This window comes from Virgibacillus subterraneus (assembly GCF_900110695.1).
Lineage (GTDB): Bacteria > Bacillota > Bacilli > Bacillales > Amphibacillaceae > Lentibacillus > Lentibacillus subterraneus.
In genome coordinates, this window is sequence record NZ_FOEH01000001.1 from 117,242 (window position 1) to 130,649 (window position 13,408).

Below are 13,408 nucleotides of genomic sequence, written 5' to 3' on the forward strand. Positions count from 1 at the left end.
GGATATTCTTGATATAAAAGTTCGTGTCAGTGAAACAGACCTGTTGGGCCACATTAACAATGCGAGTTATTTTATTTATATGGAAGAGGCAAGAATTGATTTTTTGAAAAAGCTTGACATTGATATTGAGAATGGTGATTTTGCTTTTATGTTGGTTTCAGCAAAGTGTGACTTTATCAGGCAAGGATATTTTGGAAAGACACTCAAAGTCGCCACAGAGGTATTAAAAATTGGAACCAAGAGTATAACGCTGACAAGTACGATGACGGAGAGTGAATCAGAAGATTTGATTGCTAGAGGTGAGGTAGTACTTGTTTATTTTGACGTACATGCAGAGCAAACAATAGAGATTCCGGAGTCATTCAAGGATAAGCTGCAGGCGCATATGAAGGGAGAAGACTGAGATGAAATCTGGTTTTAAAGATACAATCCGCGTCCGGAATGGTGAAGAACTCGATAAAGATCCACTATTAAAATTTATCAGAGAAAATATCGCAGGAGTCCCGGATGGACCGCTTGAGGTTGAACAATTCGGTGCTGGGCACTCAAATTTGACATATTTATTGCGAATAGATGACTGGGAAGCAGTATTGCGCAGGCCGCCACTAGGTCCAGTTGCCCCAAAGGCACATGATATGGAACGGGAGTATACGGTGTTGTCGGGATTACACCCATCATACCCAACAGCGCCAAAGCCTCATGTATTTTCGGATAATACTGACATTGTTGGCAGCCCTTTTTTTATCATGGAACGAAGAAAGGGGATTGTACTGGATACCGAATTTCCTGAGGAGGTAGTGTATGATAAACCGCTGGGGCGCAGGATTTCGGAGCTGATGGTGGACAAATTAGTAGAACTTCATCAAATTGATTACACGAGAACCAGCCTCGTCAACATTGCTAAGCCGGATGGATTTATGGAGCGTCAGGTGAAGGGATGGATTAAGCGGTACGATCGTTCAAAGACTGATGATGTACTAGGGGTAGCCGAGTTAACATACTGGCTTACGAATAATATTCCTGTATCACCTGATCCAACGATTATCCATTATGATTATAAGCTGAACAATGCTATGTTTTCCGAAGATTTTAATGAAATGACAGGATTGTTTGACTGGGAAATGACAACTGTAGGTGATCCATTGGCAGATCTTGGGGCTGCCATGAGTTATTGGATAGAGGCGGGTGATCCAGAGTTACTGAAAAAAGGACTTGGAAAGCCTCCTGTGACCGTAATGGATGGATTTTTTACCCGTACGGAGTTTATCGAGGATTACGCAAAGAAAAGCGGTCGTGATGTCTCAAGTATTCACTTTTACCAGACATTCGCGTACTTTAAGCTTGCAGTAATTTGTCAGCAGATTTATTTCCGATACAAACAAGGGCAGACAAGTGATTCGAGATTTTCTCAATTTGATAAATTTGTATCCAACTTAATTCAATATGCGTTGCATACTGCCAAGGGTGTGTGACGTCTTGTGAAGGTCCATCTTCTCTGGAAAAAAGAAGAAATCGATGATCTACAACTGAAAGGAGATAAAATTGCGGTCGTATTTGATGTGCTGCTTGCCACATCGACGATTGCAACGTGTCTGGCCTATGGAGCAAAACAGGTAACTCCAGTACTGAATGAAAAGGAAGCGTTAAAAGAAGCGGAAGCAATAAAAAAAGATGATGTTTGTCTTGTTGGAGAGCGTGACGGCATAACGATTAAGGGTTTTTTGGACCCTGTCCCATTATTTCTTAAGAACCACATAGCCGGTAAAAAGGTGGTGTTGTCAACAACGAATGGAACAGTAGCGATTCGCAAAGCAGCATCAGCCAAAAAAGTGTATATGGCATCCTTGTTAAATGGCGAGGCAGTCGCCCGTCGATTGATTGAAAGATATGACAATGAATCGATTGTTATTGTTTGTTCCGGATCAAACAATTCATTTTGCATCGAGGATTTTTATGGAGCGGGATATTTTATTGATCAGCTTGTAAGTGCCTATAGCCATGAACAGATAGATTTAACGGACAGTGCCATGGCAGCAAAGTTATTTTATGAGAATTTAAGTGATCAAGCGGAAAATGTGCTTCAGAATTCACGTGTAGGCAAAATGATGGCTGAATATGGTGTTGAAAATGAAGTGGAATTTGTTAGCAGAAAGGGCTTATTGTCCGTTGTGCCTAGGTTATTTGACGGCAAAACAATTGTTGCAGAAGACTAATTTTATATGGAGGATTGCTATAGTTATGAAAGCAGTACAATTAAACGAATATGGTGGACCAGATGTGCTGGAGGTTATTGATAAAAATACTCCAGCCTACAGCGAAGATGATGTATTAATTGAAGTGCAAGCAGTTGGTGTTAATTATGCAGACACTGCCAGGCGTGAGGGTAAATATGTAGTACCAACTAATCTTCCGTTTATCCCAGGTGCAGAGGTTGCTGGGGTGGTCAGCGAAGTTGGTTCCAATGTAAAAGGTATACAAAAAGGTGCAAGGGTTGTCGCACTAATCGAATCTGGAGGCTATGCTGAATATGCAGTTGTACCTGCAACATCAGTAATTCCTGTTCCGGATGGTGTGGAATTTGAACGTGCAGTGGCACTTCCATTACAAGGGTTGAGTGCCTATCACATTTTAAAAACGATGGGCCGATTAGAAGAAGGTGAGACGGTTCTTGTCCATGCAGCTGCTGGTGGAGTTGGTTCATTGGCTGTCCAGCTTGCAAAGTTATTTGGAGCAGGAAAGGTGATCGCCACTGCCAGCAATCAGGAGAAACTGGCGTTTGCGAAGCAGATGGGTGCAGATCATGCTGTAGATTATACCAAAGAAGATTGGGAAGAAGAAGTTCGTGAATTAACGGATGGAGAAGGTGTTGATGTTGCACTGGAAATGGTCGGAGGAGAAATTTTTCATAAAACGATTGAATGTTTAGCGCCATTTGGCCGCCTGGTTATATATGGAGCAGCAAGTGGTGAACAGGCAAAATTTTACCCAGGTGCTCTAATGAAGCGCAATCAATCCGTTGTAGGGTTCTTCCTGCCACAAATCATGCGAAAGCCGAAACTTTTTCAAAATAGTCTAAGTGAACTTTTAACGTATGTACAAAAAGGAGAGCTTGAATTAACGGTAGGCGGAACATACCCATTAGCAGATGCTGCAAATGTTCATGCTTTAATGCAGGGAAGAAAAACAAAAGGAAAACTTGTTTTAATTCCATAATATCATCGTAGGGCACTTTTCTTGGAGGATTTGTTGCATATTAATCTTCGTAGTTGATCTAAACTGCGATGTAATGTGGAAAATACATGAGTGCTATGACACCGCTCCAGAAATACACTACGCTTTCCGCGGGCAACGCTTCAGCTTCCTCGGAAGCAAAAACCGCTTCCTGCGGGATCTTCAGCTGTTGCTATTCCCGCAGGAGTCTCCGTGTATTTCCTGCGCTGGATATTGCTCACTTTACCCTGAAAAGTGATGGATAAAAAACAGGATTATAAACCATTTAAACCAGCAGATGGAATAACTCTACGACGTTAATCTTATGGAATATAACTACTCATTAATCAGGAAATCTCTATCAGTGGAGGCAGAATACGCAGACTCCTATGGGAACAGCACGCTCCGAAGACCCCGCAAGAAGCGTTTTTTGCTTCTGAGGAGGCTGAGGTCGTGCCCATGGAAAGCGAAGTATTCTGCCGGAACGAATTTAAGCGCTCAACAATCATTAGAACAAGAGAAAGCAGCATAAAAGAAAATTATCACTGTGCTGCAGTTCATATAAATAGCAAGAAACTTTTAGATAACAACCTATCGTAAAATGTTCAAGCAATGAATAAGTTTAATGTAAGCGTTATCAAAATAAGGGGAGGAAGACTAATGAATAGAACTTGGTTAAAGCACTACCCGGAGCATATTAAGAAGGAGCTAGAAATACCCAACGACTCGGTCCCAGATATGCTAAAGAATGCAATTGCCAATTATGGGGATCATCAGGCACTTTATTTTTATGGAAAAGAAATCACGTATAAGGAGCTTGGTACACAAACAGGAGCATTTGCCTCGTCTCTTCAGCAAGATGGTCTCAGTAAAGGAGATCGCGTGGCTGTTATGCTTCCAAACTGTCCGCACTATGTAATTAGTTACTATGGAACATTACAAGCCGGTGGAACAGTTACGCAAGTGAATCCGATGCTAGTTGGAAAAGAACTTGAGCATATATTAACCGATTCAGGGGCAGAAACAATCGTTATCTATGAACCATTACTTCCCGTCTTGAACCAAATTATCGATAACACATCTGTTAAGCACGTGATTAAAGTAAACCTGGAAGGGCGAGACACTGAAGACAGCATGGCAGTAGGATTCACAGCTTTTCTGAAACAAGCGAAACGACCACCTGAGCCAGTAGAAATTGATCCGAAAGAAGATGTGGCTGTACTGCAATATACTGGTGGGACGACAGGGCGTTCGAAGGGAGTTATGCTTACACACCGAAATATCTTAACTAATACGTTGCAAGTCTATGAATATTTTAAAGATGAAATTCAGACCGGGAAAGACCGCTATCTCACGGTAATACCTCTTTTTCATGTGTTTGGGATGACAGCCTGCATGAATCTTTCCATTTACACCGGATCATTAAGTATCATGCTGCCTAAATTCGAATTGGAGGAAGTGCTGCAAACGATCAAGGACTTGAAGCCAACCTCGTTCCCAGGTGTTCCGACGATGTATGTAGCATTAACAAGTCATCCAATAGCAGAAGAGTATGGAATTGACAGCATCCGTATTTGTAACAGTGGCAGTGCTCCGATGCCAGGTGAATTACTACGTTCTTTTGAAGAAAAAACCGGGGCTAAAATCCTGGAAGGCTATGGTCTTTCCGAAAGTGCACCAGTTACACACTGTAATCCGTTTTTTGCCGAAAGAAAACCAGGCAGTATTGGCATAGGAATCCCATCTACTGACTATAAAATTGTTGATTTAGCAGAGGGAACCGAGGAAGTACCTGTTGGTGAAACTGGCGAGATAGTCATTCGAGGTCCACAGGTAATGAAGGGATACTGGAATATGCCTGAAGAAACGGCCAACACGCTTCGTGATGGCTGGTTATACACAGGAGATATTGCCCGTATGGACGAAGATGGCTATGCCTATATTGTTGATCGTAAAAAGGACCTGATTATTGCAAGTGGGTTTAATATTTATCCTCGGGATGTGGAAGAGGTTATTTATGAGCATCCAGCCGTCCAGGAAGCGGTTGTTGTTGGCATCCCTGATGCATATCGAGGAGAAACCGTCAAAGCAGTTGTTGTATTAAAAGACGGCAAGCAATGTGATGAAGAGGAGCTTATCGCATATTGCAAAGAAAATATGGCGTCCTATAAAGTGCCGCGGGTAGTCGAATTCCGGGATGAACTTCCAAAGACAAACGTAGGAAAGATTTTAAGACGGGCAATTAGAGATGAAAGTTTACAGAAATAAGGTAATGGAGTTAATAGGGTATATTGAAGTGCCCTATTAGCTCTCTCTTAAATCAAACATACTAACTGGTTGGTTAGTAAGGAGGAGATAGGATATGACGAACAAAACGATACATAAGGTTGCAGTTATCGGATCAGGTTCCATGGGCCATCAAATTGCTATGCTTAGTGCACTTGGAGGTTTCGAAACAAATCTGCAGGATATACAGGAAAGCGCCTTGGACAAAGCGAGGGAGCAGTTGGAAGGACACATGGAGAAATGGGTCAGTAAAGATAAAATTACCGAAGAAAAGAAAGCTGCTGCTTTTGCCAGTCTTCAAACGACAACAAGTCTGGAAGCGGCTGTAAAGGATGCTGACTTAGTAATTGAAGCAGTAGTTGAAAAACTGGACATAAAACGAGAAGTGTTTTCCGAACTGGAAAAGCTTGCACCGCAAAAAGCTATACTGGCAACAAATAGCGCAACAATAGTCAATTCCAAGCTAGCTGAGGTTACAACAAGGCCTGATAAAGTATTAAATATGCATTTCTTCTTTCCGCCGCTTGTAATGGATTGTGTGGAAGTGGTTAAAAGTGATCAAACGTCAGATGAAACTGCACAAACAGCAATGAATTTTTGCGAGCAGATTGGCCGGACCGGAGTGCTATTGGAAAAAGAAATCTATGGTTTTATAGCAAATCGTCTACTATTTGCCATATCAAAAGAAGCGCTTTACTTGTACGAGGAAGGCTATGCGGATTTTGAAGCAATTGACTTAATAACCAAAAAGGCCTTAAAACATCCGATTGGACCATTCGAGTTGATGGATCTGTCTGGAATTGATGTTGGATATTACGGAAACCTCCAGCTTTATCAGGAAACAGGAGATCCAAAAGACAAACCGGCAACATCGGTCGAGGAAAAAGTGAAAGCAGGAAACCTTGGCAGGAAAACAGGTAGAGGCTGGTATGACTATACGAAAGGGGAGAAATAAATGGGACAACTTGTTTCCTTTAAAAAAGAAAATGGCATTGCGGTAATAACGATTGATAATCCGCCATTAAACGTAATGGGACAACAGGTACAACAAGAGATAAAAGAAATTACGGAAAAGGTGGAATCAGATCCAGAAGTGGTATGTGTTGTACTTACTACTGCTGGAACGAAAGCATTCATGGCTGGAGCGGATATAAAGGAATTTCCAAACATGATTGGAAATCCTGATATGCGTTCAGGTGTGATGGAAATGCATAACATGTTAAATGACCTGGACAACTTGCCGAAGCCAACAATTGCGGTACTTGACGGACTTACCTTTGGCGGTGGCTGTGAACTTGCATTAACTTTTGATATTCGTATTGCCGAGGAACATACGACAATAGGTCTTCCGGAAGTAAAGCTTGGCTTGTTCCCGGGTGGCGGCGGAACCCAAAGACTGCCCCGACTTGTTGGAGAAGCAAAAGCCAAAGAGCTTATGTTTACCGGCGAACCGATTACAGCAGACGCAGCAGAGAAAATAGGATTAGTGAATCATGTTGTTCCAACTGGTGATGGGCTGAATAAGGCTATGAATCTAGCAAATCAAATTGCTGACAAATCACTCCAGTCACTATCAAGGATTAAACAAGCTGTCGACGAAGGAATAGAAATGAATCTAAGGGATGGCATTGAACGAGAGGCAACTCTCTTTACAGATGTCTTTCAAACCGATGATGTTAAAGAAGGTGTACAGGCATTTATTGAGAAAAGAAAAGCGAACTTTAAGCATCAATAGGGAGAGTGAATAAATTGGCAACTATTAAAACCGGAAATTATGGTGGTTCTTACTTAGTTAATCAGATAAAAGCGAATGATGCGTTTTTCCCGGAAGATTTAACAGACGAACATAAAATGATTGAAAAGACAGCACAGCAATTTGCTATTAAAGAAGTTGAACCGCGTCATGAAGAGATTGAAGCACAACAGTTTAATGTTGTCGTTGACTTGATGAAGAAGGCGGGGGATCTTGGATTGCTTGCCCACAGCATCCCTGAAGAATTTGGAGGCCTGGGACTAGATAAGATTAGCAAAGGTATAGTCGGGGAGCAGATTGGACAGACAGGAAGCTATGGTGTAGCACACTCCAATCATACATGTATTGCAACACTGCCAATTACCTATTACGGGACAACCGAGCAGAAAGAAAAGTATCTTCCTAAACTGGCGAGCGGGGAATATATTGGTGCTTACTGTTTAACAGAGCCTGAAGCAGGGTCTGATGCGATGTCAGGGAAGACAACTGCAGTCCTGAACGAAGCTAAAACACATTACCTGCTAAATGGTACGAAAATATATATTACTAACTCCTCTTTTTCGGATACATTTATTGTCTATGCAAAAGTGGATGGGGAAAAGTTCACTACTTTTATCGTGGAGAAAGATTTCCCAGGATTAAAGCTTGGACCCGAGGAGAAAAAGATGGGAATTAAAGGCTCGTCAACAAGGTCCGTAATTTTAGAAGATTGTGAAGTCCCTGTTGCAAACCTGCTTGGAGAAATTGGCAGGGGTCACATCATCGCGTTTACTGTCTTAAATCTTGGGCGGTTTAATCTTGGATCAGCCTGTGTAGGCGCATCCAAGTATGCATTAAAAGAAACAGTATCCCATATTAAGGAACGGAAGCAATTCAAGCAAGCACTTGCTGACTTTGGAGCTTCCAAGGAAAAAATAGCGAAAATGGCAGCACGAATTTATGCGTCTGAATCAATGCAATACAGAACGTCCGCATTATTGGAGCAGGCAATGAAAGGGCTTGACCAGGAAGCGGATAAACGTGTTGTCGCAGCAGGTTTATCTGAATATGCCCTGGAATGTGCAGCATGCAAGGTATATGGCTCGGAGACATTGGATTACTTGGCAGATGAAGGCCTTCAGCTACACGGCGGAGCAGGATTTATCAATGAATACCGGATTGAACAGATATACAGGGATTCCAGAATTAATCGTATATTTGAAGGAACGAATGAAGTGAATCGCTTACTCTTAACAGGGCAGTTCCTGAAAAAATCACTGAAAGGAGAACTTCCTTACGAGCAAGCCGTAACGAATGCTTTTCAACGGTTGCAAGAGGGGCACAATGACCCGGATAAATACGTAAAGCTTATCGAGGATTTAAGGGCGATTTATCTTGTACAAGTAGAGCTTGCCCGCAGGAAATTTGACGAGCAATTGGAAACACAGCAAGAAGTCCTCATGAAACTATCAGACGTGGCTATCCACTTGTATGCATCCGAGTCGGCAGTGCTGCGTACCAAAAAAGAAATAGATTCCAAGGGAGCAGCACCGCTAAAGGAAATGTTGATGGAAACGTCACTTGAAGAAGCATTTAATCAGGTGCTGTTCATCGTAAGACAGCTTGATCAGGAGCTCTTCGAAAATAACGATGTAATCAGAAAGCAGGTTTATTCCATGCTCATGAGTCATTCTTTCTCAGGCTCAATCAATCGAAACAGGAGTATTGCAGCGAAGATATATGAGGACAACGGGTATAGCAGATGAACTTTTGATAAATAAGTGGTTCAGTCGGGGGAGTGCAAATCATTGGCTGGGCTGCTTTTTTAATTCTTGTTTCTCGGTTGGTCGATATTTTGTATCTTGAGTTGATATATCGTGTTTGCGGTTGATATCTTGTATTTCGAGTTGATATACCGTGTTTGCGGTTGATATCTTGTATCTCGAGTTGATATATCGTGTTTGCGGTTGATATCTAGTATTTCAAGTTGATATATCGTGTTTGCGGGTTGATATCCTGTATTTCAAGTTGAAATCTCACAAATGCGGTTGATATCCCATATTTTCGAGTTGATATCCCTCAATTTCAGTCGATAAACAGAAAGAGCATTTTCCAAATAGGAATCTGCTCTTTTTTATTTATCAAATTTACCTTTTGTATGCAATTGGTAGTAACATGGAAATAGAATTTATTATTTCAGTAATCTTACCTGAAACTATTTCACCACTTTTTGTATCTAATGATTAGATCTAGGAAAGGAGGCTACAATGAACGTCGTCAGCGAATTTAAAAAGGCTAAAAAAGGAAATTCCCGAGCATTTGAACGATTGATCGTTGAACATAAGACGCTGATGTTTCGCGCAGCAATGTCGGTTTTACATAATGAAGAAGATAGTGCTGATGCGATTCAGGAAGCAATTTTAAAGGCGTATCGTTCACTTCATTCCTTACGAGAACCAGATTTATTTAAAACGTGGCTGTTACGAATTGTGATGAATGAGTCCTATCAAATCATACGTAAAAATAAAAAAGTTACAACACTGGAGGATTGGAACCAACCGCTTATTACCGAACAAGGATATCAACAAGTGGAAGTCGACCAAATGCTTCGTCTATTACCAGAAGATCAAGCACAGCTGTTAACGATGTTTTATATTGAGGGAATGACAAGTAATGATTTGGCACAGATTCTTCAAATTCCCGAAAATACTGTGAAGACAAGGATTAAGCGCTCGAAGGAAAAAATCAGAAACCTTTATGAGGAGGAGGAGGCTACCAAATGGAAAAATGGGAAAAATCTATGAAGGAATTCAGTAACCCTGAGACTCCACAATCAGTAGAAGATAGATTGATGACGACTTTTGAGAAATTACCAAAGAAGCGAAAGCGTCCCAAAATGATCAATGGATTGATTGCCGCAGTGTTAGGCCTCTCAATCATATCAGGAGCAACTTTTATGTCGCCTGCACTTGCCAGCACATTAAAGTCGATGCCGTTTATGGATTCATTGTTTGAACTGTTTGGGGACGAAGGTGTTCAACATGCTGATAAAGAAGGATTGGGTACGGAAATTTATGAGGTATTTGAATATGACGATAAAAGGGTTACCTTTACCAATTACATCTATGATGGCAATCGCTTTGCACTTGAATTTAAATTGGATCCTTACGACACTATTTTACCTGAAGAAAAACGACCATATAACGCCTTTCCTCATGCCTTTTATATTAATGATACCTTTCTAAATGTACCAAGTATAAATATTCGTTCAGTTAAGATGGCGGATGGGAGCTATACTGGAGTAATGACGTTTTCGCCTAGTATTGATTTACCTGAGGAGTTTACTTTCGGTATGAAGGATTTTCCAAAGAGTGATGATTGGTTTGGGCAAATAAATATTAAGCATAACACCAAAAATACGAATATCGTTCTTGATAAATTTAAAAAATATGGGGACATTGAAATTACTTACCAAGCGTTATCTTTTACTCCTTTGTCTACTGCACTGATGCTGGACTTTAAAAACGAGTCAAAGATGTACAACAAGTTGTTTGATCAGAATAAAAATATTAACTTTTTTGTCTTAGATGATGAAGGTAAGATTTTAGATCTATTAAATATCAGCAGCCATGGTCCTAATAACTCTGAAATGAATTTTGACTATAAAGGAATTTTGGAGCCATTGGATAACCCCCCTCGTTCTATTACGATAAAACCGTATTTAACGAGAATAAACGATACTGGTTTTGAAGCTAAGGAGTATCAATCAAATTGGAAGGGTGCCCCTGCTACGATTGCGACAGCTGATGATTGGAAATTGGAAGTCAGTAATGTTCAAAGAAATAATAATGATTTACAATTGACGTTAAAAGCACTGGGGGATGTTCCTTACCGTAATCTTACGGTGAAATTTGAAGATGATAAAGGCAAAGACTACTGGAGTGAACCCATCTATGAAAAGATAATAGATAATAAATATGAGATTCAGTTAGTTTTTAAAGATGTTCCCCAAGATGAGAATTTAGATATCTTTACGAAAATTTATGAGAAACCACAGTTTATAGAAGAGTTGGAAATTGAGATTCCTGTGGAAGAATAATTAAAGGCTCCTGTAAAAAAGGTAACGGATTCAGTTTTCAAGGAGAAAATACATGATGCATAAAGTAAGTTAGAGGGAGGTGGAAAGCTTGATTTGGATATACTTTTTAGTATCACCAATAGCCCTTATCATACTAATCGCCATTATATTCGACAAAAAATATAACGTTAAAGAGGTACGAAAAGTGGACGAAAGAAGAATGGACAGAATATGGGCAATTGCGGAAAAAAGCAACCTATCCTAGTTTTTATATACGGGTCAGATTGTGGAAGAAGGTAGTAATTCTAACATTGAATAAGCACAGAAGTTAAATTCTGTGCTTTTTTGTTTGCTATTTATACTGTAATTATCTTACTGATACTGCTTTTTTAATTCTTGTATCTCGGTTGGTCGATAAACGGCATTTCCGGTCGATAAACCACATTCTCGGTTGATATCCCGCATTCTCAGTTGATATACCGAATTCCCGGTTGATATATCACATTTTGAGTCGATAAACCGCATTCCAAGTCGATAAACCACATTCCTGGTCGATATCCCACATCCCCGGTCGATATATCACAATCCCACTTAACAAAATCCTATTGCATCAAAAGTAAGAGCATTAAATTGCGCCTGTGCAATCCAATGCTCCATTCTACTCTACGTTTATTGTTTCAGTTTCATACCGATAAACTTCAACTGGGTCATATCTTCGACGGCATATTTTACGCCTTCTTTACCAATACCACTTTGTTTCACACCGCCATACGGGTGGTTGTCCTGGCGGTATGTTGATATCTCATTGATCCATACGCCACCCATCTCAAGCTTGTCAGCAACACGCAGCGCCCGGTCCAGGTCCTTTGTAAAGACACCTGCCTGTAACCCGTAAATGGAATCATTGGAAAAGCCGACAACTTGATCTTCCGTATCAAATGGAATGACCGATACAATTGGCGCGAATACTTCTTCGGCGATGATTTTCATGTTTTTATCAACATTTGTCATGATAGTGGGCGTTAATATCGTCCCTTTTTGATCGCCGCCTGCTGCTATTTTCGCTCCATTCTCCACGGCATCGTCAACCCACTGTTTGGCCCGTGTTGCTTCTTCTTCACTTATCATCGGTCCAATATCAGTGTCTTCATCCACTGGGTTTCCAATTTTTAAGTCATTTGTTTGCTTAACATATTGCTCCAGAAACTGATCATAGATATTTTTCTGGACGTAAACCCGTTGTGCTGAGATACATACTTGTCCTGAAAAAGCAAAGGCCCCTTTGACTAAAAGCTTAACTGCTTGTTCTACATCAGTATCATCGAATAGTATATTCGGTGAGTTCGAACCAAGCTCAAGGGTAACCTTTTTTAGACCGGCAGTTTTTCTAATCGACCTGCCAACGGGTAAGCTTCCAGTGAATGATACTTTATGGACTTTATCGTGTTGGACAAGTGGTTCTCCAACCTCTTTTCCCGTACCCGTTACAAGGTTCAATACACCATCCGGGAGACCTGCTTCTGTAAATAATTTTGTAAGCATATGAGCGGATATAGGTGTTTTTTCGGCTGGTTTAAAAATGACAGTATTTCCTGCAGCAATTGCTGGAGCAATTTTGTGCAGCGATAGATTTAATGGAAAGTTAAAGGGAGTAATAGCGCCCACAACGCCCAACGGTACTCTCTTTACTAATCCCAGCCGCCCTTCACCACCTATTGCTGCATCCATTGGAACTACCTCGCCAGATATGTGTTTTGCCTCTTCTGATGCAAAACGGATAACTTGGACAGCTCGCCCAACTTCATCACGGCTGAAAGTGATTGGTTTTCCTGCTTCTTTAACAATCGTTTGTGCAAACTCTTCGGTGTTCTTTTCCAGTAAATCAGCCGTTTTTCGTAAAATATCAGCCCGCTCATGTGCCGTCATGTTTTTCATTGTGTTATGGAACGTATCAAACGAATTAGTTATGGCATCCTCAAGATCATCCCGGGAAGCTAGTGCAATCTCTTGCACTTTCTCATTGTTATATGGGTTTATAACATCCGTGGTGTTCTCACTGGTGTTGCGTTCTTGACCATTAATAATCGAACCTATCATTTATA

General features: G+C 40.8%; 12 protein-coding genes. 11 read left to right on the forward strand and 1 reads right to left on the reverse strand.

The genetic code is table 11. From position 1 onward, the window contains the following. The first annotated feature begins 13 nt into the window (after positions 1 to 13). From BMY13_RS00655 to BMY13_RS19345, 11 genes are all read left to right on the forward strand, one after another. The gene (locus BMY13_RS00655) at positions 14 to 403 is read left to right on the forward strand and encodes an acyl-CoA thioesterase (RefSeq protein WP_281243663.1); all 390 of its coding nucleotides are present in this window, start codon (positions 14 to 16) and stop codon (positions 401 to 403) included. 1 nt (position 404) lies between these two features. Further along, positions 405 to 1,472, forward strand: coding sequence for a phosphotransferase family protein (locus BMY13_RS00660; RefSeq protein WP_092501710.1), 1,068 nt, complete (start codon positions 405 to 407; stop codon positions 1,470 to 1,472). Positions 1,473 to 1,478: 6 nt separating this feature from the next. Further along, positions 1,479 to 2,213 carry a 2-phosphosulfolactate phosphatase gene (locus BMY13_RS00665; protein WP_092501712.1) on the forward strand — a complete coding sequence of 245 codons (735 nt, stop codon included), beginning with the start codon at positions 1,479 to 1,481 and terminating at the stop codon, positions 2,211 to 2,213. 25 nt (positions 2,214 to 2,238) lie between these two features. Beyond that, complete coding sequence (locus BMY13_RS00670; RefSeq protein ID WP_092501714.1) at positions 2,239 to 3,213, forward strand: quinone oxidoreductase family protein; 975 nt, start codon at positions 2,239 to 2,241, stop codon at positions 3,211 to 3,213. A gap of 657 nt (positions 3,214 to 3,870) precedes the next feature. Beyond that, positions 3,871 to 5,478 carry a long-chain-fatty-acid--CoA ligase gene (locus BMY13_RS00675; RefSeq protein WP_092501716.1) on the forward strand — a complete coding sequence of 536 codons (1,608 nt, stop codon included), beginning with the start codon at positions 3,871 to 3,873 and terminating at the stop codon, positions 5,476 to 5,478. A 94-nt stretch (positions 5,479 to 5,572) separates the two neighbouring features. After that, complete coding sequence (locus BMY13_RS00680; RefSeq protein ID WP_092501718.1) at positions 5,573 to 6,451, forward strand: 3-hydroxyacyl-CoA dehydrogenase family protein; 879 nt, start codon at positions 5,573 to 5,575, stop codon at positions 6,449 to 6,451. After that, positions 6,452 to 7,231, forward strand: coding sequence for an enoyl-CoA hydratase (locus BMY13_RS00685; RefSeq protein WP_092501720.1), 780 nt, complete (start codon positions 6,452 to 6,454; stop codon positions 7,229 to 7,231). A gap of 14 nt (positions 7,232 to 7,245) precedes the next feature. Continuing rightward, positions 7,246 to 8,994: an acyl-CoA dehydrogenase family protein gene (locus BMY13_RS00690; RefSeq protein ID WP_092501722.1), complete on the forward strand. Its 1,749-nt coding sequence runs from the start codon at positions 7,246 to 7,248 to the stop codon at positions 8,992 to 8,994. 501 nt (positions 8,995 to 9,495) lie between these two features. Further along, the gene (locus tag BMY13_RS00695) at positions 9,496 to 10,032 is read left to right on the forward strand and encodes an RNA polymerase sigma factor (RefSeq protein ID WP_092501724.1); all 537 of its coding nucleotides are present in this window, start codon (positions 9,496 to 9,498) and stop codon (positions 10,030 to 10,032) included. Further along, the gene (locus tag BMY13_RS00700) at positions 10,008 to 11,327 is read left to right on the forward strand and encodes a DUF4179 domain-containing protein (protein ID WP_092501726.1); all 1,320 of its coding nucleotides are present in this window, start codon (positions 10,008 to 10,010) and stop codon (positions 11,325 to 11,327) included. Before BMY13_RS00695 ends, BMY13_RS00700 begins: the two co-directional genes overlap by 25 nt. A gap of 88 nt (positions 11,328 to 11,415) precedes the next feature. Then, positions 11,416 to 11,571 (forward strand): hypothetical protein, encoded by a 156-nt coding sequence (locus BMY13_RS19345; protein WP_175476673.1) that lies wholly within the window; start codon positions 11,416 to 11,418, stop codon positions 11,569 to 11,571. Between the two features lie 404 nt (positions 11,572 to 11,975). Here BMY13_RS19345 and BMY13_RS00705 read toward each other — a convergent pair whose 3' ends face one another. Continuing rightward, positions 11,976 to 13,403, reverse strand: a complete 1,428-nt coding sequence (locus BMY13_RS00705) for an aldehyde dehydrogenase family protein (RefSeq protein WP_092501727.1) — start codon at positions 13,401 to 13,403, stop codon at positions 11,976 to 11,978. Between the last annotated feature and the right edge of the window lie 5 nt (positions 13,404 to 13,408).